The 24,148-nt window shown below is 68.9% G+C and carries 34 protein-coding genes and 1 tRNA gene; 20 read left to right on the forward strand and 15 right to left on the reverse strand.

Going from position 1 to position 24,148, the window contains the following annotated elements:
• The first annotated feature begins 18 nt into the window (after positions 1-18).
• Positions 19-1,149 carry a hypothetical protein gene (locus tag ASF39_RS16310; RefSeq protein WP_056285857.1) on the forward strand — a complete coding sequence of 377 codons (1,131 nt, stop codon included), beginning with the start codon at positions 19-21 and terminating at the stop codon, positions 1,147-1,149.
• Positions 1,150-1,162: 13 nt separating this feature from the next.
• Here the strand turns inward: ASF39_RS16310 and tgt are convergent, their stop codons facing one another.
• Together tgt and queA are read right to left on the reverse strand one after the other, a co-directional pair.
• The gene (gene tgt, locus ASF39_RS16315) at positions 1,163-2,311 is read right to left on the reverse strand and encodes a tRNA guanosine(34) transglycosylase Tgt (protein ID WP_056285861.1); all 1,149 of its coding nucleotides are present in this window, start codon (positions 2,309-2,311) and stop codon (positions 1,163-1,165) included.
• A 49-nt stretch (positions 2,312-2,360) separates the two neighbouring features.
• Positions 2,361-3,431, reverse strand: coding sequence for a tRNA preQ1(34) S-adenosylmethionine ribosyltransferase-isomerase QueA (gene queA / locus ASF39_RS16320; RefSeq protein ID WP_055888619.1), 1,071 nt, complete (start codon positions 3,429-3,431; stop codon positions 2,361-2,363).
• Between the two features lie 251 nt (positions 3,432-3,682).
• On the opposite strand from queA, the gene ASF39_RS16325 reads away from it, so the two are divergent.
• From ASF39_RS16325 to ASF39_RS16335, 3 genes are all read left to right on the forward strand, one after another.
• Positions 3,683-3,931, forward strand: coding sequence for a hypothetical protein (locus ASF39_RS16325; protein WP_056285863.1), 249 nt, complete (start codon positions 3,683-3,685; stop codon positions 3,929-3,931).
• A complete protein-coding gene (locus tag ASF39_RS16330) occupies positions 3,928-4,209 on the forward strand; it encodes a hypothetical protein (protein ID WP_244472441.1) in 282 nt (93 codons plus the stop codon). Before ASF39_RS16325 ends, ASF39_RS16330 begins: the two co-directional genes overlap by 4 nt.
• 135 nt (positions 4,210-4,344) lie before the next feature.
• Positions 4,345-5,232 (forward strand): cation diffusion facilitator family transporter, encoded by an 888-nt coding sequence (locus ASF39_RS16335; RefSeq protein WP_055888624.1) that lies wholly within the window; start codon positions 4,345-4,347, stop codon positions 5,230-5,232.
• Positions 5,233-5,307: 75 nt separating this feature from the next.
• On the opposite strand, the gene ASF39_RS16340 is transcribed toward ASF39_RS16335, so the two are convergent.
• Positions 5,308-7,293, reverse strand: a complete 1,986-nt coding sequence (locus tag ASF39_RS16340; RefSeq protein ID WP_056285867.1) for a calcium-binding protein — start codon at positions 7,291-7,293, stop codon at positions 5,308-5,310.
• A gap of 332 nt (positions 7,294-7,625) precedes the next feature.
• Positions 7,626-8,327 (reverse strand): lipoyl(octanoyl) transferase LipB, encoded by a 702-nt coding sequence (gene lipB / locus ASF39_RS16345; protein ID WP_244472451.1) that lies wholly within the window; start codon positions 8,325-8,327, stop codon positions 7,626-7,628.
• Positions 8,328-8,420: 93 nt separating this feature from the next.
• Here lipB and ASF39_RS16350 point away from each other — a divergent pair, with 93 nt between their 5' ends.
• Complete coding sequence (locus ASF39_RS16350) at positions 8,421-8,726, forward strand: FliM/FliN family flagellar motor switch protein (protein ID WP_055888628.1); 306 nt, start codon at positions 8,421-8,423, stop codon at positions 8,724-8,726.
• A gap of 231 nt (positions 8,727-8,957) precedes the next feature.
• Positions 8,958-9,042, forward strand: a tRNA-Leu gene (locus ASF39_RS16355).
• A gap of 88 nt (positions 9,043-9,130) precedes the next feature.
• Here ASF39_RS16355 and ASF39_RS16360 read toward each other — a convergent pair.
• Positions 9,131-10,165, reverse strand: a complete 1,035-nt coding sequence (locus tag ASF39_RS16360; RefSeq protein WP_056285869.1) for a tyrosine-type recombinase/integrase — start codon at positions 10,163-10,165, stop codon at positions 9,131-9,133.
• 257 nt (positions 10,166-10,422) lie between these two features.
• A complete protein-coding gene (locus tag ASF39_RS16370; protein ID WP_055888636.1) occupies positions 10,423-10,740 on the reverse strand; it encodes a hypothetical protein in 318 nt (105 codons plus the stop codon).
• A 107-nt stretch (positions 10,741-10,847) separates the two neighbouring features.
• On the opposite strand from ASF39_RS16370, the gene ASF39_RS20755 reads away from it, so the two are divergent.
• Complete coding sequence (locus ASF39_RS20755; protein WP_082494621.1) at positions 10,848-11,060, forward strand: hypothetical protein; 213 nt, start codon at positions 10,848-10,850, stop codon at positions 11,058-11,060.
• Between the two features lie 287 nt (positions 11,061-11,347).
• On the opposite strand, the gene ASF39_RS16375 is transcribed toward ASF39_RS20755, so the two are convergent.
• From ASF39_RS16375 to ASF39_RS16405, 7 genes are read right to left on the reverse strand one after another with little or no spacing between them, the layout of a single operon-like run.
• Complete coding sequence (locus tag ASF39_RS16375) at positions 11,348-11,740, reverse strand: helix-turn-helix transcriptional regulator (RefSeq protein ID WP_055888638.1); 393 nt, start codon at positions 11,738-11,740, stop codon at positions 11,348-11,350.
• A gap of 43 nt (positions 11,741-11,783) precedes the next feature.
• Positions 11,784-12,947 (reverse strand): AAA family ATPase, encoded by a 1,164-nt coding sequence (locus ASF39_RS16380; protein WP_082494623.1) that lies wholly within the window; start codon positions 12,945-12,947, stop codon positions 11,784-11,786.
• Positions 12,833-13,807 (reverse strand): PD-(D/E)XK nuclease-like domain-containing protein, encoded by a 975-nt coding sequence (locus ASF39_RS16385; RefSeq protein ID WP_055888974.1) that lies wholly within the window; start codon positions 13,805-13,807, stop codon positions 12,833-12,835. The genes ASF39_RS16380 and ASF39_RS16385 overlap by 115 nt, the downstream gene beginning before the upstream one ends.
• 5 nt (positions 13,808-13,812) lie before the next feature.
• Positions 13,813-14,115 carry a hypothetical protein gene (locus ASF39_RS16390; protein ID WP_055888641.1) on the reverse strand — a complete coding sequence of 101 codons (303 nt, stop codon included), beginning with the start codon at positions 14,113-14,115 and terminating at the stop codon, positions 13,813-13,815.
• Positions 14,112-14,345, reverse strand: a complete 234-nt coding sequence (locus ASF39_RS16395; RefSeq protein ID WP_055888643.1) for a hypothetical protein — start codon at positions 14,343-14,345, stop codon at positions 14,112-14,114. Before ASF39_RS16395 ends, ASF39_RS16390 begins: the two co-directional genes overlap by 4 nt.
• Positions 14,345-14,533 carry a hypothetical protein gene (locus tag ASF39_RS16400; protein ID WP_055888645.1) on the reverse strand — a complete coding sequence of 63 codons (189 nt, stop codon included), beginning with the start codon at positions 14,531-14,533 and terminating at the stop codon, positions 14,345-14,347. Before ASF39_RS16400 ends, ASF39_RS16395 begins: the two co-directional genes overlap by 1 nt.
• Positions 14,533-14,898, reverse strand: a complete 366-nt coding sequence (locus tag ASF39_RS16405; protein WP_055888647.1) for a hypothetical protein — start codon at positions 14,896-14,898, stop codon at positions 14,533-14,535. Before ASF39_RS16405 ends, ASF39_RS16400 begins: the two co-directional genes overlap by 1 nt.
• Positions 14,899-15,094: 196 nt before the next feature.
• Here ASF39_RS16405 and ASF39_RS16410 point away from each other — a divergent pair, with 196 nt between their 5' ends.
• Positions 15,095-15,346 (forward strand): hypothetical protein, encoded by a 252-nt coding sequence (locus ASF39_RS16410; protein ID WP_055888649.1) that lies wholly within the window; start codon positions 15,095-15,097, stop codon positions 15,344-15,346.
• On the opposite strand, the gene ASF39_RS20765 is transcribed toward ASF39_RS16410, so the two are convergent.
• Positions 15,341-16,099: an XRE family transcriptional regulator gene (locus ASF39_RS20765; RefSeq protein WP_210168680.1), complete on the reverse strand. Its 759-nt coding sequence runs from the start codon at positions 16,097-16,099 to the stop codon at positions 15,341-15,343. The two genes, ASF39_RS16410 and ASF39_RS20765, sit on opposite strands and share 6 nt — an antisense overlap.
• An 83-nt stretch (positions 16,100-16,182) precedes the next feature.
• On the opposite strand from ASF39_RS20765, the gene ASF39_RS20770 reads away from it, so the two are divergent.
• Positions 16,183-16,413 carry a Cro/CI family transcriptional regulator gene (locus ASF39_RS20770; RefSeq protein WP_082494625.1) on the forward strand — a complete coding sequence of 77 codons (231 nt, stop codon included), beginning with the start codon at positions 16,183-16,185 and terminating at the stop codon, positions 16,411-16,413.
• Here ASF39_RS20770 and ASF39_RS21690 read toward each other — a convergent pair.
• Positions 16,359-16,520 carry a hypothetical protein gene (locus tag ASF39_RS21690; protein ID WP_162240605.1) on the reverse strand — a complete coding sequence of 54 codons (162 nt, stop codon included), beginning with the start codon at positions 16,518-16,520 and terminating at the stop codon, positions 16,359-16,361. The two genes, ASF39_RS20770 and ASF39_RS21690, sit on opposite strands and share 55 nt — an antisense overlap.
• Positions 16,521-16,670: 150 nt before the next feature.
• Between ASF39_RS21690 and ASF39_RS16415 the strand changes: the two genes are divergently transcribed.
• The 11 genes from ASF39_RS16415 to ASF39_RS16465 all read left to right on the forward strand — a co-directional run bounded on the left by ASF39_RS16415 (position 16,671) and on the right by ASF39_RS16465 (position 24,098).
• Positions 16,671-17,117 carry a hypothetical protein gene (locus ASF39_RS16415; RefSeq protein ID WP_156387798.1) on the forward strand — a complete coding sequence of 149 codons (447 nt, stop codon included), beginning with the start codon at positions 16,671-16,673 and terminating at the stop codon, positions 17,115-17,117.
• A 6-nt stretch (positions 17,118-17,123) separates the two neighbouring features.
• Positions 17,124-17,597, forward strand: a complete 474-nt coding sequence (locus ASF39_RS16420; RefSeq protein WP_082494626.1) for a RusA family crossover junction endodeoxyribonuclease — start codon at positions 17,124-17,126, stop codon at positions 17,595-17,597.
• The gene (locus ASF39_RS16425; protein WP_055888655.1) at positions 17,594-17,863 is read left to right on the forward strand and encodes a hypothetical protein; all 270 of its coding nucleotides are present in this window, start codon (positions 17,594-17,596) and stop codon (positions 17,861-17,863) included. The genes ASF39_RS16420 and ASF39_RS16425 overlap by 4 nt, the downstream gene beginning before the upstream one ends.
• Complete coding sequence (locus ASF39_RS16430; RefSeq protein ID WP_244472442.1) at positions 17,860-18,714, forward strand: MT-A70 family methyltransferase; 855 nt, start codon at positions 17,860-17,862, stop codon at positions 18,712-18,714. Before ASF39_RS16425 ends, ASF39_RS16430 begins: the two co-directional genes overlap by 4 nt.
• Positions 18,715-18,718: 4 nt before the next feature.
• The gene (locus ASF39_RS16435) at positions 18,719-19,030 is read left to right on the forward strand and encodes a hypothetical protein (RefSeq protein WP_055888657.1); all 312 of its coding nucleotides are present in this window, start codon (positions 18,719-18,721) and stop codon (positions 19,028-19,030) included.
• On the forward strand, positions 19,027-20,124 hold the full coding sequence (locus ASF39_RS16440; RefSeq protein WP_056285872.1) for an AAA family ATPase: 1,098 nt from the start codon (positions 19,027-19,029) through the stop codon (positions 20,122-20,124). The genes ASF39_RS16435 and ASF39_RS16440 overlap by 4 nt, the downstream gene beginning before the upstream one ends.
• Complete coding sequence (locus ASF39_RS16445; protein WP_056285879.1) at positions 20,121-20,702, forward strand: hypothetical protein; 582 nt, start codon at positions 20,121-20,123, stop codon at positions 20,700-20,702. Before ASF39_RS16440 ends, ASF39_RS16445 begins: the two co-directional genes overlap by 4 nt.
• The gene (locus tag ASF39_RS16450; RefSeq protein WP_055888668.1) at positions 20,699-22,345 is read left to right on the forward strand and encodes a hypothetical protein; all 1,647 of its coding nucleotides are present in this window, start codon (positions 20,699-20,701) and stop codon (positions 22,343-22,345) included. The genes ASF39_RS16445 and ASF39_RS16450 overlap by 4 nt, the downstream gene beginning before the upstream one ends.
• Before the next feature lie 259 nt (positions 22,346-22,604).
• Entirely contained in the window at positions 22,605-22,964 is a 360-nt protein-coding gene (locus tag ASF39_RS16455) for a hypothetical protein (protein WP_055888670.1), read from the forward strand.
• Positions 22,965-22,980: 16 nt separating this feature from the next.
• The gene (locus ASF39_RS21935; RefSeq protein ID WP_055888672.1) at positions 22,981-23,667 is read left to right on the forward strand and encodes a hypothetical protein; all 687 of its coding nucleotides are present in this window, start codon (positions 22,981-22,983) and stop codon (positions 23,665-23,667) included.
• Positions 23,668-23,915: 248 nt separating this feature from the next.
• On the forward strand, positions 23,916-24,098 hold the full coding sequence (locus tag ASF39_RS16465) for a type II toxin-antitoxin system ParD family antitoxin (protein WP_055888674.1): 183 nt from the start codon (positions 23,916-23,918) through the stop codon (positions 24,096-24,098).
• Positions 24,099-24,148 lie beyond the last annotated feature (50 nt).

Genomic DNA, 24,148 nt, shown 5'->3' on the forward strand with positions numbered 1-24,148 from the left:
GTGGGAGCGGCGGGCCCGATGAGGCTCGATCACGACCCGACGGCGCGGGACAGCGCCTGGCGCCGCTTCGCCGTCGCCTTCGCGCTCGGCAGCCTCGTGCTCGGCGCCGGCGCCATCGGCTTCGTCGCGGCGACCGATCCCTACGGCCTGCGCGCCGCACCCGGGCGGGCGCCCGGCCCGCTCATGGATTCCAACCAGCGCTTCCTCTATCCGCAGATCGTGCGCGGAGGGGCCTACGACTCGGCCGTCATCGGCACCTCCACCGCCCGCCTCCTCGATCCGCGCGACCTCGACCGGGCGCTCGGCGGACGCTTCGCGAACCTCGCGATGAATGCCGCGACGCCCTTCGAGCAGCGCGCGATGGCCCGCCTCGTCCTGGCGCAGGGGGCGCCGAGGACGATGCTGCTCGCCCTCGATTCGACCTGGTGCGAGGCCGATGCCGACACCCGCCTCGTGACGCCGCGCCCGTTTCCGAACTGGCTCTACGAGCCCGATCCGTCCCCCATGATGCGGCACCTCTCCGTTCTGCGGCAGGTGAACTGGCAGAGCCTCGTCACCGGGGCGGACGTGGTGCTGCACCGCATCGGCCAACGGCCCGCGCGCATCCGCAGGGACGGCTACGCCGTCTTCACCCCACCGGACGAGCACTACGACGCCGCCCGCGCCGCCCGGCACATCCACGGCGGCACCACGGCGGTGGAGGGAGCAGAGGGGGCAGAGGAACCCGGCCGGGCGCCCGAGGTCTCGCAGGCGATGCCCGCCCTCGACTGGCTCGATGCCCTACTCGCCGCGATGCCGGCCGCGACCACCAAGCTCCTGGCCTTCATGCCCGTCCATGTGGCGGTCCAGGGCCGCCCCGGCACGGCCAGGGGCTCCCGGGAGGCGGCCTGCAAGGCGCATGTGGCCGCCATCGGCCGGCGCCGCGGCGCCACGGTGGTGGATTTCCGGATGCCGTCCCCCGTCACCACGCAGGACCGCAACTATTGGGACCCGCTGCACTACCGGCTGCCGGTGGCGGCCCGGATCGTCGAGGCCCTGGCCCGGGCCCGCACCACGGGCGCGGACGATGAGGCGGGATTCTTCCGGGTGCTCGCCCATGCTCCGGCCGAGGCGGCACCGGCCGAGCCTGCCCCAGACGGAGCCGAGTGAGGGTCGTCTCGGTTCAGGCCGCGGCCCGCTCGGCCTCGGCCTTGGCCCAGCCCTCGCGGGTCTCGGCGGCGAAATCCTGGAACCGGCCCGCGGCGACGGCGGCGCGGATGCCCGCCATCAGCTCCTGGTAGTAGGCGAGGTTGTTCCAGGTCAGCAGCATCATGCCCAGGATCTCCTCGGTGCGCACGAGGTGGTGGAGATAGGCGCGGCCGTAGTCCCGCGCCGCCGGGCAGGCGGAGGCCTCGTCCAGCGGCCGGGTGTCCTCGCCATGGCGGGCGTTGCGCAGGTTGATGCGGCCGTGGCGGGTGTAGGCGAGGCCGTGGCGCCCGGCCCGGGTCGGCATCACGCAGTCGAACATGTCGATGCCCCGCTCCACCGAGCGCAGGATGTCGTCGGGGGTGCCGACCCCCATGAGGTAGCGCGGCTTGTCCCGCGGCAAGTGCGGCTCCACCGTCTCGATCATCGCCAGCATCACGGCCTGGGGCTCGCCCACCGCCAGCCCGCCCACCGCGTAGCCCTTGAGGTCGAGGTCGACCAGCGCCCGCGCGCTCTCGACGCGCAGGGCCGGCACGTCGCCGCCCTGCACGATGCCGAACATCGCCTTGCCCGGCTGCTCGCCGAAGGCCACCCGGCAACGCTCGGCCCAGCGCAGGGACAGGTGCATGGCCTTGGCGATGGTGGCCTCGTCGGCGGGCAGGCGCACGCATTCGTCGAGCTGCATCTGGATGTCGGAGCCGAGCAGCCCCTGGATCTCGATGGAGCGTTCCGGGCTCATGTGGTGGGAGGAGCCGTCCACATGCGAGCGGAAGGTGACGCCGTGCTCGTCGAGCTTCCTGAGCGCCGACAGCGACATCACCTGGAAGCCGCCGGAATCGGTGAGGATCGGGTGCGGCCAGTTCATGAACCGGTGCAGCCCGCCCAGCCGCGCCATGCGCTCGGGGCCCGGCCGCAGCATCAGGTGGTAGGTGTTGCCGAGCACCACGTCGGCCCCGAGGTCGCGGACCTGACCCGGGTACATCGCCTTGACGGTGGCCGCCGTGCCCACCGGCATGAAGGCCGGCGTGCGGATGGTGCCGCGCGGCATGGCGATGGCACCGGTGCGGGCGGCACCGTCGGTGGCGTCGACGCGGAAGGTGAAATGTTGCGACATCGGCGGTGTCATACGGGCAACGCGCCGACACGGGCAACGTCGGCGAGCGCAATGCCGCCCGCTATCGGGGCGCGGCGGGAAACAGCAGGCTCGAATCCCCATACGAGTAGAAGCGGTACCCGCCCGCGATGGCATGGGCGTAGGCCGCGCGCATGGTCTCCAGGCCAGAGAAGGCGCTGACCAGCATGAACAGGGTCGAGCGCGGCAGGTGGAAGTTGGTCATCAGGGCGTCCACCGCCCGGATCGGCGTGCCCGGCGTGATGAAGATGTCGGTGGGCCCCGAAAAGGCGTGGAGCACGCCCTCGGCATCGGCGGCGCTTTCCAGGAGGCGCAGGGCGGTGGTGCCCACCGCGACGACGCGGCCGCCGCCCGCGCGCACGGCGTTCAGGGCCTCCGCCGTGGCCGCGTCGAGCACGCCGATCTCGGCATGCATCCGGTGGTCGGCGGTATCCTCCGCCTTCACGGGCAGGAAGGTGCCGGCCCCGACGTGGAGCGTCACGCTATGGCGGGCGATGCCGGCGGCATCGATCGCGGCCAGGAGCGACTGCGAGAAATGCAGGCCGGCGGTGGGTGCGGCCACCGCGCCGGGCTCGCGGGCGTAGACCGTCTGGTAGTCCACGGCGTCGCGCGCGTCGGCCGGGCGCTTGCCCGCGATGTAGGGGGGCAGCGGCAGGGTGCCGGCCAGGGCGATGGCCGCGTCGAGGTCCGGGCCGGAGGCCTCGAAGCGCAGCACCACCTCGCCCCCCTCGCCCTTCTCGACGATGCGCGCGGTCAGCGGCTCGGACGCATCGGCCCCCAAGACGAGGCGGTCGCCCACCGCCAGTCGCTTGCCCGGCCGCGCGAAGGCGCGCCAGCGGTCGGGCGCCTCACGCAGGTGGAGCATCGCCTCCATGCGCAATCCGGCCGCGTTCTCGCGGTGGCGGATGCCGTGGAGCCGGGCGGGAATCACCCGGGTGTCGTTGAAGACGAGGGCGTCGCGGGGGCTGAGCAGGCTCGCCAGGTCGCGCACGACCCGGTCCTCCGGCGGTGCCCCGGGACGCACCACGAGGAGCCGCCCCGCATCGCGTGGCTCGGGTGGCCGCAGGGCGATGCTCGCCTCCGGCAGGTCGAAATCGAACAGGTCGACGCGCATGGCGCGCCAACAGCATGGTTTGCGTGCCGGGATCAATGGCGCCCGGTTGTCGGGCGAGGCCCGACGGGGCGGTCCGCCCGTTCGGGCGGCGATCGAACAATCGGTGCCGTCCGGGAGGCATCGGGCGGGTTCGAAACCTGCGTCCAACCTTGACGTGTGGGTATTCCCATGGAACCACCGGCCCGGCCTCCTGTTCTTGCCGAGGCGTTCCGGTGCCGAATTCTTCGCCCGGCGCACGCGAGAGGACCTTCATGCCCTGGTACGCGATCCGCCCGCGCGATGCCGCCGACCCGCGCTGGCCGCTGCCGCAGAGCCCGGTGATCACGCTGAAGGCGGCCGACCCCGACGAGGCCAGGGCCCGGTTCCTCGAAGCCTATCCGAGCCGGCCGTTCGGAACGCCGGGATCACCCGTGGCCGATGCGGGAGAGGCCGGGCTCCACGAGGACGATTCCCTCGTCATCGACCCCTGTGACGCACCCGCCGCCCCGGATCAGCCATGACGGACGCTACCATGACGGACGATCCGGCGGGGCGCGAGAGGACGGCGCCCGCGCGACGGCCCAGGCCCGTCGTCAAGCGCGTGACCCTGGACGGGCAGCTCCTGTCCTATTGGGAACGCGAGGCCTTGCGCCTCGACCAGCTCGCCGCAAAGGCGAGCTGGGGCTGGATCGCGCGCGGCTACGCCCGAAAGGCGGCCCGGGCTCGGGCACAGGCCGAACGCAGCCGCGCGCGCGAGGCCGAGCGCGCGCCGCGCGTGCCCGACGACGCGCCGTCCTGACCCACCCCATCGGATCGGGCCCTCGATAGCCCGGGCTAAACCCTGTGGGCGGCGGTTCAACCTGTGCCGTGGCCTTGGCGCGCCGGCCTGCCGTATGACGCCCCTCGTCGGCGGTTCGCCGCCCCGGAGGTTTCGTTGGACCGCACCCAAAAGGCCGCCCTGGCCAGCGCCGGCATCGGCGCGGTGGTCACGGCCCTCAAGTTCGGCGCCTTCTGGCTCACCGGCAGCCTCGCGCTCTATTCCGACGCGCTCGAGAGCATCATCAACGTGGTCGCGGCGGCGTTCGCCTTCGTCGCCCTGCGCGTGGCGGCCAGGCCGGCGGACGAGGAGCATCCGTTCGGTCACCACAAGGCCGAGTTCTTCTCGGCGGTGGTCGAAGGCGCCCTGATCATCGTCGCCGCGCTCCTGATCTTTCGCGAGGCGGTCCATGGCATCCTGGCCCCGACGCCCCTCGACGCTCCGCTCGCGGGCCTGGCGATCAATGCGCTCGCCACCGCCGTCAACCTCGTCTGGGCGACAATCCTGCTCGGCCGCGGCCGGGCCTGGCGTTCGCCCGCCCTGGTGGCCGATGCCCGCCACGTGATGGCCGACGTCGTCACCTCCGGCGGCGTGCTCCTGGGGGTCGCCCTCGTGACGGTGACGGGGGTGTTCGTCCTCGACCCGATCATCGCCGGCCTCGTCGCCCTCAACATCCTGTGGTCGGGCTGGGGCATGGTGCGCGAGTCGGTGAGCGGGCTGATGGACAAGGCGGCCCCCCCCGAGATGGTGGGCGAGATCCGCCGCCTCATCTCCGACCACGGCGCGGGCGCCCTGGAGGCGCACGACGTACGCACCCGGCACGCGGGCCAGGCCACCTTCATCGACTTCCACCTCGTGGTACCCGGCGAGATGACGGTGCAGGAGAGCCACGAGATCTGCGACCGGCTCGAGACGGTCATCGAAGGGGCGGTGCCCGGCGCGGTGGTGGTGATCCACGTCGAACCCGGCGAGCACGCCAAGGCGCGCGGGCTGCCGGTGATCTGAGCCCGAGATCCGAACCGGCCGGCGGCCGTCCTCGATCCGTCGCGGTCGAGGACGGCCGCCGGCCGGAGGATCGTCTCAGGCGAGCAGGTCGACGGCGGAAAATCCCGTGAGGAGGTTGAGGCCGTCGAGGCGCAGGACGCCGGTGGCGCCGTCCGTGGCGATGCCGTTGGCATCGAGGATGAGGTAGCCGTCGCTGGCCCCGGCGACGAAGGTGTAGGACGCGCCGCCGGCGGCCGGGTTGTCGTGCGTCGTGTTGGCGTAGACCAGCAGCGCCATCTCGGCGCTGGTGACGCGGACGTCGGCGAACTCGCGGTAGTTCGCATCGTTGCCGGCGCCGTTGCCGGTCAGGATGAAGTCGAACCCGGTCTGGAAATCGGTGATCGCGTCGGCGGTGGCCGTGGTCTTGCCGGTGACGAAGGTGCCCGACAGGTCGCTGCCGAACTTGAAGCCGTCGGCCCCGGCGCCGCCGCTCAGCCGGTCGATGCCCTGGCCGGCCGTGATGTAGTCGACGCCGCTGCCGCCGCGGACGATGTCGTTGCCGGTGCCGCCGTTCAGGTCGTTGAGGCTGGCGCTGGCGCGGTAGTCGATGGTGTCGTCGCCGTCGCCGCCCTTGACGATGTCCGAGCCGGCGCTGCCGGTGATGGTGTCGTTGCCCTCGTCCCCGAAGATCCGGTCGTTGCCGGCGCCACCCTCGATGATGTCGGCGCCGTCGGGGAGAAGCGGGCCGAATGCGGGGGTGGGGGAGGTCGTCCCGACATCGATCTGGGTGGCGCCATAGAGCATCGTCGACCCTCCGTAGATCGTGTCGTTGCCCGCCCCGCCCAGGATCGCGTCCATGCCCGACCCGCCCACCAGGACCTGGGAGAGGGTGGCTTGGTGGTAGTCGAGGCTGTCGCGGCCCTGACCGCCCAGAACCGTATCGCTGCCGGCGCTGCCGGTGATGGTGTCGTCGCCCCAGTTCCCGTAGATGCGGTCGCTGCCGCCACCGCCGTCGATGACGTCGGCCCCGTCGCCGTCGTCGACGTCCTCGACGATGATGTAGCCCTGCGGCGTCGTGTGGATCGACCCGCCGAAGATGAGGTTGGACCCCGCCCCGCCCAGGATGGAGTCCGCTCCCTGGTCGCCGCTGATGCGGGTTGTTCCCGACGAAGCCGCATAGTCGATCGTGTCGTCCCCGGAACGACCGTAGACCGACCCGCCGTAGGCGACCGTGCTGCCCGACTTCGCATTGCCGGTGATGGCGTCGTTGCCGTCGCCGCCGTCGACGAGGCTGGCCGAGCCGCTCAGGATGACGTCGTCGCCGGCGTCTCCGTAGAGGTCGGCCCGCACCGTCGTGCTGCCGGTGTAGTCGATCCGGTCGTTGCCGTCGCCGCCATGGACGGTGTCGAGGCCGTTGGCGCCGAGGATGGTGTCGGCGCCCTGGTCGCCGTCGACGGTGTTGTTTCCGGTGCCGCCGGTGACGACGTCGCCCTCGTTGCCGCCCTTCAGCACGTCGTTGCCGGCGCCGCCGTCGAGGCGGTCCGCCCCGGCGCCGCCCTCCAGGGTGTCGTTGCCGTCTCGGCCTTCGAGGATGTCGTTGCCGGCCATGCCGTAGAAGGTGTTGGCGGTGGCGTCGCCCTTGATCGTGTCGCCGCCGAGGCTGCCGACGATCCGCTCGATCCCGACGAAGCGGTCGCCCGCCGCGAGGCCGGCGTTCTGCTCCTGGCGGACGAGGTCGATGACGGCGCCGGTCTTCACGGCGGCATTGGCGAAGCTGACGGTGTCGACCTCGGGCGCCGGGAACGGGAAGACCGGCGTCCCGCCGGATTTGGGCAGCTGGCCGCCGACGTAGACGTCGGCGCCGTCGGAATGGAGGAAGAGATCGTTGCCGGTGCCGCCCACGAGGCTGTCGTCGCCGGAGCCGCCCTGGAGCGTGTCGTTGCCCGCGCCCCCATCGATGCTCACCGGGCGCGTGCCGGTGTAGCGAAGGTCGTCGTTGCGGGCGGTGCCCTGGACGACGAGCGGCGCCTTGCCCGTGAGGACGGGAGTCTTGATCGGCGTGATGGCGACTGTGGTCTTCATCGACCCCTCCTGAAGAATAGCACGCGTCGAAGACCCATTCCCACACTTGCGGGGTCGTCTTTTTTCGTGACGACAGGTCTTGATCGAATGTCTTCAGCAGTGATGTCGTCTCGGAATCGGCAAAGATGTGTCTCGACGCACGCGAACCGAGCGTCTGCCATCGAGGGTCAGGTCTGGACGGCGGCGGGATCGATCGAGACCACTGCGGGCGGTGTGGGTGAGCACATCGGTTCGAGATCGTGGGCGGCCGAACCGGCCCTCGTCGGGCACGATCGATGATTCGGGGCTCGACGGGTGGGTGGGCGGGAGGGTGCTGCGATCCCCGCCTCCGGTCACCCGTCGTCGACCGTCGGCCCGAACACCGTCTCGAAGGCGGCGCGCAGGGCCATGTCGACCTCCTCCATGCTGACGAGGTGGCCGAGGTCGACGAGGCTGGTGACGCCGTGCCCGGTGATGCCGCAGGGGACGATGCCGGAGAAATGCGAGAGGTCGGGCTCCACGTTGAGGCTGATGCCGTGAAAGCTCACCCAGCGCCGGACCCGGATGCCGATGGCCGCGATCTTGTCCTCGACGCCCGCGCCCTTCTCGGGCCGCCGCACCCAGACGCCGACGCGGTCCTCGCGGACCTCGCCGCGGATGGCGAAGGCGTCGAGGGTGGCGACGATCCAGGCCTCCAGCGCCGCCACATAGGCCCTCAGGTCGGGTCGTCGCCGGTTGAGGTCGAGCATCACGTAGGCCACCCGCTGGCCAGGCCCGTGGTAGGTGTATTGCCCACCCCGCCCGGTCGTGTGGACGGGAAAGCGGCCAGGCGTGACGAGGTCGGCCTCGCGGGCCGAGGTCCCCGCCGTGTAGAGCGGCGGATGCTCGAGAAGCCACACCAGTTCCGGAGCCTCGCCCGCCGCGATGGCCGCGGCCCGGGCTTCCATGCCCGCCACGGCCTCCTCGTAGGGCACCGGCGCGTCGCCGATCCGCCACGCCACCGGGCTACCCGGGCGGGTCGGGGTGAAATCGCCGGCGCGGCGGGCCGATCGCAAGGTTTCGTTTACCAAGGCTTCACCATCGGGCGTGGACAGTCGGCGCGAAGAGCCCGCCGTTGTCCGGCCGCTCGGGCGACGGGAGACGGGCGCGTGTCGGTTCTGGAAGACCTCAAGGTCGATCTGACGGTGGTGCTCGGGCGCAGCCACATGCCGCTGCACATGCTGCTGCGCATGGGCCGGGGCGCGGTGATCGAACTCGAATCCACCGAGAGCGATATGGTCGAGATCCTGGCCAACGACCACCCGATCGCGCGAGGTCAGATCGTGGTGACCGGCAACCGCATCTCCGTCGAGATCACGCAGCTCATCCGCAAGGCCGAAGTGGTGCGGCTGCCCGGCGTCACCATCGGCGAGGGCGCCGTGCCGATCCTGGAGAGCGGCGTCGACTTTCTCTGAGGCCCGTCGCATCGTGCGCGCAGCTATTCTTCGCCGTTCGTCGGTCGGGGAGCAAACGTCTGCGCCGCCAAAGGCTTGAGACCGGGCACCGCCCGATCCGGGCGTCGTTTCCGGGCCGGTCGCGAAACGGAGTGCTTGTCGGGGCGAAATCGATCTGTTATCCGCTGCGCCGCTCCACACGGAACCGCCGACGTCCTCCGGGACACAGGGACGGACCTTCGTGGCGACGATGCGGCCATGGCGGAATTGGTAGACGCGCTAGCTTGAGGTGCTAGTCCTGCAAGGGGTGGAGGTTCGAGTCCTCTTGGCCGCACCAACTTGTTTTTGTTGGTGTTTTCCCTTCGATGATCTGAAGTCGGCATGCGTGCCGACCTATGTTTTGCAAAACTTTTTGCGGACGATGTTCACTTAGCGTTTCGCCGGTGGGCATCCAGCTTGATGATGGCGCTCTGCGCCAGGGCCCGTGTTCGGGCGAGGTACACCTCCAGGATCTTATTCACGGACGCGAGGGTGTGACCCGTGATGGTCGCAATTTCCTGCGGCGTGCACCCTGCCTCTGACAGCATCGTGACCGCTGTTCCGCGCAGGTCGTGGAAGTGGAGATCCTCGGCGATCTTGGCCTTCTCGTAGGCGGACTTCCACGCGTTGTGGAAGGCGTTCTTCGTCCAGGTCTTCCCGTCCGCCTTCGTCAGTACCGTCACGGCCCGCCTGGGCGCCGCCTCGAGCGCCGTGCGCAGCGCCACCGTGCACGGGATCCACACCTTGCGCCCCGACTTGCCCTGCCGAAGCGCGATGGCCTCGCCATCGAACGCCGACCACGGCAATCTTAGAAGATCGCCCTGGCGCTGGCCGGTGTGGAGCGCCAGGAGCAGCGACAGCCTGAGCTCCGGCGTCGCTACTCCATCGAAGGCTGCGACGTGTTCGGGGAGCCAGATCAGCTCGGCCCGGTTGCTGCCGTAGGCGCGCTCGAACGTCGCAATCGGGTTATGGGTGAGGTGGCCGCGGTTGTAGCCCCACGAGAAGACCCGGGCGAGCGCGGCGAGCTTATTGTCGGCCGCACGCGGCTGCGTGCGGGCGAGCTCGTCGTGCCAGCGCAGGAAGATCGCTCGGCTCTTTGGGTTCTCGACGTGCTTGAGCGGGGTCGCCCCCCATTTTGCCTCGACGGCGTTGAGGTTGAGGCGCCCGATCGCGCGCGTGGAATCGGCGAGCTTCTCCCACTGCCGGGAGCCGCAGTACTGGCGGATCAACCACATCACCGTGCCGGTGCCACGCGCCTGGGCGACGGACCGGCCGGCCTCCTCGAACGAGGCAATGAACTCGGCGGTCCCCGGCACGCCGGTGAGGCGCTTGCCGCTGGCGCGGTGGTAGAAGTACTTCGTCGTCGAGCCATCGGCGGCTGTATGGCTCACGGTGTTGATGCCCTTGAGCTTAACCCGCATGGCCCGCCGCCCACTCCTCGAAGGATGCATCGGCACTCTCGAGAAGGCCCGAGCGGCGATCAAGGGCCCTATCGATCGCCTTGCGATCCCACCTGGTCGTCCCGGCCATGGCTCTGGGCACGATGCCTCGGCGGACCCAATCGTCGAAGGCCGCGAGGGATTCGCAGCCGCAATACTCCGCAGCCTGGTCGCGGGCGAGCCCGCGCGGAACGAGGCCGATCGGCAACGTGGTCACCCGTGCCTCCCGTTGGCCAACATCACCCGCACCCCGTCGTGGATCCGCAGGCCTGGCAGGTTAGACAGGTGCCGGCCCTGCGCATCGCGAAGCTGCCGCATGTCCCGCACGCGTCACCGGTAAAGCCGCGTGATCGTGCGATCTCGTGGGCCGGAGGCGTGCCCGCAGCCGGTGCTTGCACCGCGGGAACCGGATCTGCCTGCGCGCTCTCGAACAGGTGGGTGCGCAGGATGCGCTCGATCTCCGCAGCGGCCGACCCGAGCGCGGCCGGGTGGATGGTGCGCAGGACGGCGCCGTCGGTCACGACGATGGTCCAGGCGATGGGGGTGTCCGTAGTCATGCACGCACCTTGGGCATGCTGTTGAAGGGTCGATTGAAACCGACCGATTTCCGATACTTCCCGGTCATGGTTCTCGTGCTCCTCTCATCGGAGAGGAGATCCGAGCCATGTCGATCACGACCTCGATTACATCCGTGGGGCTGCTGAAAGCGACGGAACTGATCCAAGCGGCACGCACCGATGCGGCAATTGACCGTGAGGCTGGCCCGCGGCTCGTCTCGGTCGATATCGGGCGATCGGTGGATGCCGAGGCGCGCGAGCAAGACTCCCCTCGGCCTCTTCCAGCATCGCAGAGCCGGGTGGTCGACATTTTGGTTTGAGACGGCGCCGGTCGCGCGAACAGACCTTTCCGTCAAAGCGTTTCCTGCAAAACAGGAGCGCAGCGCATGTCGAACGAACGGAAGACTGATCCCGGATCCTTGGCGGAATCGAGCTACGATCAGAGCAAGGGTCGGCTGTCCCGTCGCCCAGAGGAAGGCCTCGCTTCCGGTCCGCAGGATTCGGTCAGCGGCGAGGTGCAAGAGACACCGGCCGAGCCGAGCGAGCGAGCCACCGAGGCTGTCGAACGAGCCCAGAAAGGGGAGGGATAGCGGGAGCGTCCCTTTCATCATGCGCTGATCGCTTTAGGTCCGTGCCCGAGGTGCACGGCGGTGCGGACGATGGCGAGCACGTTCCGGCGCAGGTCCACATCCTCGATCGCGGCGTAGGCCTTGAGTAGTTCGATGGCGCCTGCTTCGACCTTAAGGTCGAACATCTCGGACGTACCTTCCTCGCCGCCCTCGTCGAACAGGGCCGACACCGGCACTTCAAGGTGCTTGGCGATCTCGTGTAGGCGGCCGGCACCGACGCGGTTCAGGCCCTTCTCGTATTTCAGGACCTGCTGGAACGTCACGCTGATGGCGGCGCCCAAGGCCGATCGGCTGATGCCCTTGGCCTTGCGCAGTTTCATGATGCGCGTGCCGACGGTGCGATCGTCGTCAGTGGTGGCTCTCGCGGTCATGGGGTCGCTCCTCGTGGGGTGAGAATGGCGGCGGTGCACTGTGTCAGGCGGCCTCGCTGCGATCGCCGGGGAAGCTGTCGTTGGCGGCGTCGAAGTCGGATGCCCGACGCGTCAACTCGTCCAGGATCGGGAACAGTGCCGTATCGGCTCGGTCATCGAGGCCGCGGCGGAAGTCGGCGAGGGCCACGGCTCCTTGGTCTGCCGCCTCACGCGCGGCCACGTAGAGGCGTTCGCGGGCGGTCATCGGCGCTGCGCCGCCCTTCGCCCACGTTGCCAGGGCTCGGCCGACGCCCTCATCGATCCGCCTGTCCAAAGGCACGGCCGACCGATGCTGGTCTTGCAACTTGATCGGGATCGGCACGCCAGGGTTAGTCGGCGCCAGGACGAACGACGTCGTCAGCTCGTAGGGGAACCGCTTCTCGACGATGGGCACCCACCGCTCAGCGAGCGGCAGATCCTTGGCGGCGGTGATGACGGTCTTCTTGAAGGTCTTGCCGTTCCGGCCTTCCTCCCCGACCGTCTCCATGCGCATTTTCTCGTCGGCGCGCATGCAGATCACGAGATGCGCCCGGCATTGGATCAGGCGGGACACCAGGCGCTTGTGCCGAGTCTTGGGCTCCTTCCACGCGCCGATCGACGCCTTGTCGCGCGTCACGGCCTCGTCGAACCGCCATCCCTTCTCCTCGGCGGCCGCGCGGGACTTCACCACCGACTCGTCGACGATGACGTCGTGCATCTCCTGCAGGCCGCCGTCGCCGTCCCAGACGTGGGAGAAGCTGTCGACCAGGATCACCTCGAAGCCGGCGGCATCCGCGGCCGCGATCGCGTCGCGGTAGGCCTCGGGCGTGAACGGCGGGCGCAGGTCGCAGTGCTGAAAGCCGAAGACGGTCTCGGAAGGCTTCTCGCTCGGTGCCGGCGCGTAGTGCTTGCCGCGACCGCCCTCGGTGTCGACGAAGGCAATCTTGCTGTCGTCGCCGCCAGCGAGCCCGCGCGCGATCTTGAGGGCAGACAAGGTCTTGCCGCTGCCGGTCGGGCCAGCGAGACCGATGAGGAGGCCGACGCGATCGCGGACGGCCGGTGCAAAGGCGAAGGTCACGCCGCATCTCCATAGCCATAGGGACGGTGGGGGCTGGTGGCGGGGTCGTAATTCATGCTGGCGAGCTGCGGGTCGGAGACCTCGCGTTCGGTCCAGCGGTTGGCCGCCCACTCCGGGTATTCGACGCGGATGATCTCGGCCGGGTAGCCGGGCCAGACCTTCGTCTCGAGGCAGCCGTTCCAGGTCTGGATCGCGACGTCGACCTTGCGGGCGCCGATACCCATGCCGACCGCGTCGGCCTCGGCCACCGACAGGCCGTGCGGAACGTCGTTTTCGATGAAGGCCCACCGGAACCGCACGCGGCCGGCCAGGCGCGGGAGCAGCGTCTCCAAGGCCCGCACGTAGAAGGCGGCTTGTACCTCCATGCCCATCTGCTCGACGCGCCGGCCAAGGCCCTGCGGGGCGGCCGAGACGTTGCCGCTCTTCACGTCCCAGATCACCGCACCGTGGTCGTCGATCTCGACCTTGTCCATCATGATCCGAAGCCACGCGCCGGACCGGTCCCGCACCACCGCGACGACCTCGGCCTGCGCCTGGGCGAAGCCCTCGCAGCCGGGGATGAGCGCCATGCGGGTCTCGAAGCGGCCGGCCATGGCCTCGGCCTTGTCGATGTCCGGCTTCAGGATCGGCGCGTTGCCCGCGGCGTAGGCGGCGGCCCGGGCGGCCTTGGCGTCCTTCGTCCGGTAATCGTCGGCGTCGATGATGACGAGGTCCGCCCCCTGGCCGAGGATCAGCTTGTGGACCGCCGAACCGACCTCCATGACCCGGCTCGGGTCGACCTCGTCGTCGGGGGCCTTGCCCAGACGCGGGTGCTCGGCCCAAGCGTGCTCTGGACTGTGCGTCAGGAACAGCTTGGCGATCGACGACGACAGGCTCGGCTCGGGCGCCGGATCGGCGTGATAGACCTTGGCCGGCATCCGGTAGAGGCCCGGGCCGGGCACGCGGCCCTCGGTGTGCTCGATGATGTCCATGGTGTTCACTCCGCGGCGTCGGAGAGGGGGCCGGGCGAGGCCCGGCGGACGAAGGCGCGTGTCGTCCCGTGGACGGCGGCGAGATGGCGAGGATCGAGCGGTGCCTCGATGGGCGGCGCGGGGAAGCCGGCGGCGGCGTTGACGGCGGCGGCCATGAACTCGGCGAGCCACATGCGCACGGCCGGGTCGGCGAAGACGGGAAGCACTATGGCGACCGGGCGGCCCTGCGCGTCGACGATGACGGCCTCGGACGAGGACCGCACCACGTAGGGGCCGGGGAAGCCGGTGGCGGCGAGGAGGACGCTCACGGCCTAACCCTCCAGCCAAAGAGCATGGTAGCCGCCGCTAGCACCATGGCGGGGACGAGGGCGACGAGGCGGGCCACGTACCCGGCGATGGTGTGGAACGTCTCAACGGGGTCGGCCGGCGTGTCGGCACTGCCGACCATGCGGCTCGCGACGTCGACGAGGGCCCAGAGTGCGCCGAAGGTGAGTGGCGCGACTGAGAGAGCGAGGCAGGCGAGCTGGAGGTCAGTCATCACCGGCTGGCCTCCGCCTGGGCGAGCTTGGCGCGGCCGGTGTCGGTCAGGACGGGCTTGGATCGGGATCCATGGCCGATGACCCGGATCAGGGCGGATCGCTGGAACGCGGCATACTTCCTGGCAGGGGCTCGGCGTCCCTCCGCAATGGCGCGCAACGACGTGATCGTGTCGACATGGCCGATCATCACGCGGCCCTCGACAGTCCGATTTCGAACGCGTCAAGCCCGTGCTCGGCGTTGGAGTCGGCGACCGGCGCGTCCTTGGGGTCATACCGCTCCACGCCGTAGGCCTCACAAGCGGCCCAGAGGCAGCCGGGAAGGTCGGCGTTGTAGGCGTCGCGCCACCAATCGACGGCAGCATGAAGCGCGGCGCAGGTGACGTCGGCGATGGTGCCGGACACGAAGTCGACGCGATGGACTGATGCCAGCGGGAAGGGTGTTCCGTCGGCGACGCTGCGGACCGCCTGCGCGAAGCTCAGGCCGGCGCGGTCCTCCTGGTGGTACAGGCCGTCCGCCGCTTGGCAGGTGATGAGGTGAGAGACGAGAGGCACTGGCGGGACTCCATCACGAGCTGCGACGGAAATAAGCAAGCACAACTTAATTTTTCGAGCAAGCGCTTTCCATAAGTTTTGCTTACGTCAGTGGCCAAAAGAGAGAAAAAGGTCGCTGTTGATAACCTCGCCAGGGCTGGACTCGCGTTGGGATTGCCGCGATCAGAGGCATATTGAGAACAAAGAGTGAACATGAATGACTGGCGCGCGGCTCGACGGTATGGACGACCTCGTGGCTCTAGGCGTCGCCTGCGAGAATTGCGGCCGGAAGCGGAGGCTGGCCAAGTCGCACATCGTGCAGATGATCGGCACCGGCATTAACACCGTGGAGCAGCTTGGGCAGAAGCTTAAATGCCGGTCTTGCGCTGAGCGCGGCGTTATGAGCAAGAATATCACGATCACACCTTACTATCGGTGCGACATCGCCGCGAATGTAAAGGCTCTATGAAATTCCCAGCGCTTCTTCCCAAGGCACAACACGATGGAGTCGCACGGCCGCACGCTCGAACTCTATGTCCATCGGCGGGTTAAACTGTTCGACAATGACTTTTGTCGGGGTGCGTGACTTAAGGCGCTTCAGAAATGCCTTGCCAGGCTCGCCGCTGTCGTCAGGCAGCATCTCAACGACAACATCGTCGCCGATCTGCGGCGCTCGGTTTGGATTGATGTAGAAGGTAGCGTTGGGGCGCCAAGCCGGATACATGCTGTCGTTGCTTACCACGAGAGCGAAAAGCCCCTTGACGTTGGCGAGGCCCGGCGGGCGGATCGCGTAGTCGTTTTCCTGACCGTTCATCTGGAAATCGGCATCGTCTCCTCCGACCGCGATTCCGCGTACAGGCACGTCCCTGGCTAGACCTTGAAGGCTCGATATGGGCGGGGCCGACACGGCCTGCCGGACATTCTGCTCAGAAACGTCAAGGCCGTAAGCGTAGCGGTTCCGAAGCGTCTGTCCAGCTGCTGCGGCAACCTTCGGACCAGCAGCGCCGGACCTCTCTATCGCTTCCTTAAACGGCGGTTCGTTGAGGACGATGTCAAATACGTGAGCTACTCGAAGGAGATTTTCGGGCGACGGCGTAGTTGTTCCCGATTCCCACTGCGAGATCGCCGAGGGGCTGATGTCCAGCATCCGAGCCACACCGACCTTCTTCAGGCCTTTGGCCTCTCGCGCCTTGCGGAGTGCATCGCCTAGCTCGTTCGCCATGTGAAACTGAATAAGCGTCACTTACCAACTTTCAAGTTAATTCTCGCTTGTGCGCTATCGTAAGCCATGCTTATGATGAGAACATGAGTGAAGCAGCCCTTAAAAAAGCTATCGAGTTGGCGGGTGGCCATGCTGCTCTTGCCCGGTCGTTGGGCATCAGCTCCGCGGCAATCAGCCAGTGGCAATCGTGCCCACCTTTAAGGGTGCTGAAGGTCGAAGCTGCGTCTGGCGTTCCCCGCCACGAGCTTCGCCCCGATCTCTACCAGTCGCCCGCGTCAGGAATGGTCGGGCCCTCCGAAGTGAGCGTCGCGTAATGGCTGCTATTGCTGCCGTCACCGGCCTGCTCGCCATTGTCCTCCTCGACGGCATGCATCACGGGCTGAGTATCCGCGCTGCTGGTTGGCCTCGTCGTCATGCTCATCGGCCTCGTTGCGTTCTGCCGCTGGGCGTGGACGCTATGAGCGCCGGGCTCAGCCGGCCGATCGCCGCGACCGTACAACGACCCCTCGTTTCGACAGGCGGTTGCGGCGTCAAATCCCGAGATCACGCTCGTGGAAGGCGTCAGCCTCCGGTGCGTGAGCAAGCCGGCCGGACCCATCGCAATCTGACCCCGGCCGGCTCGTCCCTTTCCATGCGCCATCGGCTGATGCTCCCCAGCCCGCCCGATCGCGCCCTGTACCTGCGTTCCCTGCTGAACCTCCTGCATCTCCCTGCCCCCGCTGCCGTGCTCACCGTCGGGAACACCACGCGGGTTACCGAGCACGGCGTTGGCTCCGCGATCCTGGTCTTGGCCGAAGCGGGCGAGTTCTTTGGCGAGCGGTGGATCGCACGGCCGCAGCCGGACCAGACCAGCATGCTCGACAAGCAGAACGACGAAGATGGCGAGGAAGCAGGGTCCGGCGACGGTACACCCGCGCCGGTGGCGGAGGTTGATCGCGAGTTCGGCGGGGAGGGGCCGGCAGATGAGCCAGCCCCTAAGCGGCAGCGTCGCACTGCCCGCAAAACCGTAGCGGCTTGAACGGTCATGGCCTCGCCCATCATCATCCGCCTTTCGGGCCTCCCGGTCGGGAAGGGCCGACCTCGCTTCGCCAAGGCGACCGGTCACGCCTTTACCCCCGGCCGGACGCGCTCCTACGAGAGTGCGCTTCGGCTCGCAGGGCAGGATGTGATGGGCGAGGCCGCCCCGATCGACGGGCCTCTTGCCGTGTCCGTGGTCGCTGTCTTTCCCGTGCCGGTGAGCTGGCCGAAGAAGCGGCGTGCCGCAGCCCTCTCGGGTGATCTGTGGCCGACGATCATGCCGGACGCCGACAATCTGCTGAAGGTGCTCGACGCCCTGAACGAGGTCGTCTGGCGGGACGACAAGCAGATTGCCAAGGCGGCGATCGAGAAGCGGTACGGCGCCAAGCCCGAGCTGGTGATCCAGATCGAGGAGCTGGCGCCCGTCGCATCGTCGACCGTCCACTTCCCTGGCCTTGCCGCGCCTGGGATCGCAGTATGATCAGCTACACCCGCCCCTCCGACCTCCCCGAGCCTGCGCAGCGCGTGGTGGCCTGGTGCCTCGCCGGCTGGATGCTGGTGGCCGAGCCGGGCCCGCGCGGGCGCCGGTACCGCCTCGATCCGCCGCCGGCCCGCCGACCAGGCCAGGGGCCGGCGCCGCACAAGACGATCACGCCGAGCGCGGCCGAGACCGCGATTGCAAGCCGGTTCCTGGTCGGTCGCGGCGATGGGCTGTTCGGGGACGCGCAATCGTGGACCGCCGCATGAAGTCCGGCCCCGTCTTCCGACCCAGCCAGATTCACGCCATGGGCCTCGCCCTCCTCGAGAGCGAGCGCGCCGAGGCGCTGAAGCGTATGTCCGCCGGCGGCAAGGGCCGGAAAGTTTCCGGGCCTTCGGACGCCCGCGACCGCATCGCCCGGCACTTCGGGATCTCCGGACGCCAGCTCGAGAAGATCGGGGACATCTGCCGCGCCGCCACGGCCGAGCCCGAACTATTCGGACCGCTGCTCGCCGAGATGGACCGCACCGGCAAGGTTAACGGCCCGCATACCAAGCTCCTGCGTGCCAGGGACGAGGAGCGCATCCTCGGACTGCAGCCGGTCGCCGGCCGTTTCCGCACCCTCGTCGTCGACCCACCATGGGGCGAGGACAACATCTCGGACGCGGCCGGGCACGACTATGCCCTGATGCCGCTCGACGAGATCCGGGACATGCCCGTCGGCGAGTGGGCCGAGGACGACTGTCACCTGTACCTCTGGGCGACGAACAACACGCTCCAGGTCGCCTTCGGCCTCCTCGAGCCGTGGGGCTTCGCCCACAAGACGGTGCTGACCTGGACAAAGCCCGACATCGGCTTCGGCCGCTACTTTAGGAACCGGACAGAGCACGTCATCTTCGCCGTGCGCGGCACGCTGCGCACCCGGGCGCCGGCGCGCGCCACGCCTACCGATCACGATTGGCCCGTCGGCGAGAACAGCGAGAAGCCCGAAGGCTTCTACGACCTGGTTCGCGCCTGCAGCTTCCCTCCCTACGGCGAGGCCTTCCAGCGGTTCGCCCGGCCCGACTTCGTGAACCTCTACCAGCCGGCGCCCGCGCCGCTGCTCGTGGCGGCGGAGTAGCGCCATGGGCCAAGCCTCCCCCGACTGGATCGCAGACCGGCGCGCGGCCGAGCACGAGTTCCTGGAGCGGTTCGCCGACCTGGAGGCCGTGCTCCTCCGGGTCGACGGCTACATCCGCCGCGCCGACGAGGCCGCGGCCGCGCTGGCGAAACTGCCGAACGCCAACCCGGCCGACCGTCAGCGCGAGGCGGCAGACCTCCGGCAGATCGCGTCGATCACCGCCCATCATCTCGCCAATCTCGATCGCGTGCATCTCATCGAGGAGCCGTCGCGGATCGTGCGCTCGAACGGGCGGACTATGGGGGCCCGCCGATGACGTGGAGTCCGCAGCAGGACCAGGCGCTGAAGGCCGTCGAGGCCTGGCGCACGTCGGACGAGACGACGCCCTTCTACCTCGGGGGCTACGCCGGATCGGGCAAGACGACGCTCGCCAAGCACCTGGCCGCCGGCGTCGACGGCGACGTGCTGTTCGCCGCCTTCACCGGCAAGGCGGCCCTCGTCCTGCAGTCGAAGGGCTGCGCGGACGCCTCGACGATCCACAGCCTGATCTACCGCGTCCGGAGCGGCCGGCGCGGCGGCCCGCCGACGTTCGAGCTAAACCACGACAGCCCGGTGGCGGAAGCCGACCTCGTGGTGATCGACGAGGTGTCGATGGTGGGCCCGGAGCTCGGGGCCGACCTGATGTCGTTCGGCGCCAAGGTGCTGGTGCTTGGCGATCCCGCACAGCTCCCGCCGGTCAATGGCGCCGGGTACTTCACCGGCCGCCACCCAAACTTCATGCTGACCGAGGTGCATCGGCAGGCCGCGGACAACCCGATCATCCGCATGTCGATGACGGTGCGCGAGGGCGGCCGGCTGTCGTGCGGAGCCTACGGCGAGAGCCGCGTAATCCGACGCGACGCGCTCGGCCAGTCGGCGGTGATCAAGGCCGACCAGGTCCTCGTCGGGCGCAACGCGACGCGCCAGTCCGTCAACGAGAAGGTCCGGGCGATCCAGGGGCGTGATCCGGGCGGGCCGGAGAAGGGCGACCGACTCGTCTGCCTCAAGAACAACCGGCAGCTCGGTCTCCTCAACGGCGGCCTCTGGACCGTCCGCGACGTCGTCGACCACGACCGGGACGCGATCCGGCTTACGGTGAAGCCGCAAGATGAGGCCGATGCCGAACCGCTCGGAGTCGCGGTGCGACCGGAGTTCTTCGCCGGCACTGAAGCGAGCCTCGAGGCCGACGATCGCCGCGGCTTCGACGAGTTCACTTATGGCTACGTCCTGACCGTCCACAAGGCGCAGGGATCGCAGTGGGACGACGTCGTGCTGTTCGACGAGGCCGGCGCCTTCCGCGAGCACTCCCGCCGCTGGCTCTACACCGGCCTGACCCGGGCGGCGACGCGCGTCACGGTGGTCCAGTCATGAGCCACCTGCGTCAGGTCGACCTCGACTGGTTCGTCGCGGGTGATGTCTCACCCTTCGCGCTGGCCGGCTATCTCGCCGATCCGCGCGAGACCCGGATCCCGTTCTCCGTGCCGTTCGATGCCCGCTTCACGGTCACCCGCGAGGCCGTGCGGTTCCTGCGCGGCCGGCGCTTTGTCAGGGCCGTGGACTGCCAGGGCGAGCCCGACGACCTCGTTGCCGCCTATCTGATCCCCGCCATCGAGGGCGGATGGCTCATCGACTGGATCGCTTGGCACCCGCGATCGGGCCGCCTCGCCACGCTCGAGGGGTGCGTCGGGTTGCTCGGCGGCGATGCGATCTGGCGCGCCAGCCGCGACGAGCCGCTGGTGCTCGCGGCCGACCCGCGCGCCTGGCTGGCAGGATGGCGGACCGGCGCCTGCATCGTCGACGAGACGATCGCGCGGCAGCAGCTGCTCGAAGTGCCGGCGATCCAGGCGCCGGATGTGGAGGTGGGCCAGAAGCTCAAGGCGATGCTCGAGGAGGTCCGTCTGCCCCGCATCGTGGTTCCCGTCTCGGCGATCGGCACGGTGGCGGCATGACGGACGTCATCCGGTTAGACGACGCCGAACGACAGCAGCGGCAACAGCGGCGCAGGAGCCGGCAGGAGATCGACCGCGCCTCGGACTCGAGCGAGGATCACGGCCTGCCCATCATTAAGGTGGTGGCGAGCGAGCTGCCACGCGTCGTCGACGAGGCGGAGCAGGTGCTCATCAACGCGGCCGAGCCGATCTTCTCGCGGGCGGGCAACCTCGTGCGCCCGATCACCGACGTGGTACCGACCGGCGGCGGCCGCCTGGTTCGCATCGCCCGGCTGCGGCCGCTCGGGGCCGATGCCCTCACCGACGTCCTGGCGCAGACCGCGAAGTTCCAACGGTACGACGAGCGCCGGCGCGCCTGGGGCAACATCGACCCGCCGGCGAAGGTCGCCGCGACGCTCCTGTCCCGCGAAGGCAAGTGGCGCGTGCCGCCGGTGGCCGGCATTATCACCACGCCGACGCTGCGGCCCGACGGCACCCTGCTCGACAAAGCCGGCTACGATCCGGCGACGCGTCTCTACCTGATGCTCGACGAGACGCTCGAGATGCCCGAGATCCTGGAGGCGCCGAGCCGCGAGGACGCCGTCGACGCGCTGACGCTGCTCAAGGAGCCCCTGGCGGGCTTCCCCTTCGTGAAGGCGGTCGATCAGGCCGTGGCGCTGTCGGGCATCCTCACCGCGGTGATCCGGCCCGCTCTGCCCGTAGCACCGCTGCACGGCATCCGGGCGAGCACGGCCGGGACGGGCAAGAGCTTCCTCGTCGACGTCCTGTCGACGATCGCGACCGGCCGGCCCTGCTCGGTCATGGCGGTGGGCAAAACCGAGGAGGAAACCGAGAAGCGCCTCGGGGCCCTGCTCCTCGACGGCGCGCCGGTCATCTCGATCGACAACGTCAACGGCGAGCTCGGCGGCGACATGCTCTGCCAGATGACCGAACGGCCGCTGGTGCGCGTGCGCATCCTTGGCAAAAGCGAGGTGCCGGAGATCGAGTGCCGGGCGACGGTTTTCGCCACCGGCAACAACCTCACCATGGTCGGCGACATGACGCGCCGCGCGGTGATGTGCACCCTCGACCCGCGCGTCGAGCGTCCCGAGCTGCGCCAGTTCGACTTCGATCCCATCGCCAGGATCCTCGACGACCGGGGCGCCTACATCGCGGCGGCGATCACCATCGTGCGCGCCTACCGCGCCGCCGGCTCGCCGCCGATGTGCGGGCCGATCGGCAGCTATAGGGCCTGGTCGGATTCGGTGCGGTCCGCGCTGATCTGGCTCGGCGAGGCCGACCCCGTCGCGAGCATGGACATCATGCGCGACGAGGACCCCGAGCTCGTCGTGATCAGCGAGCTGTTCGAAGCCTGGCGCGCGGCCCTCGTCGTCGGTGCGTCCTACACCTCGATCCAGATCGAGGAGGTGGCGTCCGAGCGCTTCATCGAGGGCGCGTACATGCACCCCGATTTCCGGGACATCCTCATGCGGCAGGCCAACGCCGGCCCCGTGATCTCCACCAAGCGCCTCGGCCGATGGCTCACGCGGATCAAGGGGCGCGTCGTCAACGGCTGGCGCCTGGAGATGCTTGCCGATGCCAAGCGCGGCAATCGCTACGTCCTGGTCCAGGTCGATCGCGACGTCCAGGAGACGATGCTGTGACCCCCAATCGCAGCCGCCTGACCTGGGGTTTGGGGTGTTTCAGGGGTCGTTTCCACGCGCACGCGCGAAACTCGCAACTGCATCTTTTTCCATTCCTACTGAGAACCACCCCAAAAACCATACAAACCCTCACACTAAGAGAGAGAAGGAGAGGTTTAGCCGGATGAGCACACGACAGGGTGGCGCCGATCCTCCCTTGTCTTCTCGGCGATGGACCTGCGCGGATGTCGAGCTGTGGCTGCTGGCGGCCTTCCGGGCCATGCCGACGACGGCGATCTACGCGCCGCGCGGCAACACCCTGATGGCGATCGGTCCCGACGTGCCGAGCGCCACCTTCGACATCGTCTCGTTCTCAGGCACCGTGCTCGGCGACAGATCCAACGAACGCCGGGCACTGCTGATCTGGGCGCGGTGCAAGGCGACGAAGGGCTTGGTCGGCGGATCGATCGCGCAGTTCTGCATCGAGACGGGATGGCGCCGGTCGACCTTCGAGGACCGCCGCCGCCGCGCCTGCCAGCGGATCGCCGACGCCAAGAACAGCGCGGATGCCGCAATCTCAGCCCGCGACAGCGACTTGACACCCGTAAAGTCGGCATCGGACGCCATGCTGACAGTTTGAGCACAGGGGCACCACCGTGACCGCGTCGGCCAATCCGTCGTCCAGCACCACCCGCACCGCCAAGAAGCGCATCGCCTCGGCCGCACGCCGGCAGGCACGCCTCGTCCTGCCGTTGCTGGCGCGGGACGTCGAGGTCGAGATGGGCGAAGGCCTGTTCCCGGATGCGGAACGGCCCGGCTGCTACCACTCAGCGCCGATCAACCGCCGCACCGACGTCCTGGCGGCCGAGCGCGCCTCGGGCCGCATCACGCAAGCCCAGCTCCTCGTGGGCCGGATGATCCAGGTCGTCTACGAGCGCGGCTCTGGCGCCCGCCTCGGATCGGCCGGCTGGGGGGAGGGCGGTTCGCGGGACCAGACCGTCGCGCACGAGCTGGCGATCATCCTGTCGATCGAGGACGCCCAGAAGGTCCGGAAGTTCACGGCCCGCATCGAACTTGCGATCGGCACGGTGGGGGCCCAGTTCCTGCGCCAGATCCTGGCCGAGCGCGTCACTTTCGCGGCCTACGCGGCCCAGCGCGGCAAGTCGGGCGACAAGGCCGTGGCCCAGGTCGCGGCGCACTTCCGGTTCCTGCTCGAAGGCCTGACCGAAGCCCAGCACACGGCGACAGCGCCGGCGGCGACGCTGATCCGGGACGAGTACGCGACCCAGGCTGCCGATGTCGGTGATCGCCTGAAAAGGTCGGCAGCAATGGCAGCGGCGTAGGAGGCGGAAGCCATCTAATGGTCGAAATCTGACCCTTGGTACCCACCGCCTAAGGCCCGCTTCCGACCTTTTGCGGACCCTCGGCAGGTCCGATTCGCATCAGCTTGATGGAGGATGACCTACGTCCGGGTATTTGGGAAGCGGACGTTCGGCATTGCGCCTAGACCCACAACCAGAAGCACTCAGAGCTGCGCCTGTGTATCCGTGACGTGCTTGTAAGAACAAACCTCATCAGGCATGGCTCGCCTATGTCCGTGCGCCGCACCGTTACCGTCTCGATCACTCCGGAACAGGACGCGCTCCTTCGCGCCTTCCTCGCCTCGGGCCGCTACCGCAGCATCAGCGAGGTTCTGCGCTCCGCGCTTCGCCTGCTGGAGCGGGACGAAGCGTCAACCCTCGCGGCGATTAGGAGCCCGGCTGCGCATGGCTAGGCGAACCGTGGCTAATTCGGTGGGCTGGGAGGCTGCGTTCCTAAATGGCG

This window comes from Methylobacterium sp. Leaf108, assembly GCF_001423265.1.
In the GTDB taxonomy this organism is placed as follows: Bacteria; Pseudomonadota; Alphaproteobacteria; order Rhizobiales; family Beijerinckiaceae; genus Methylobacterium.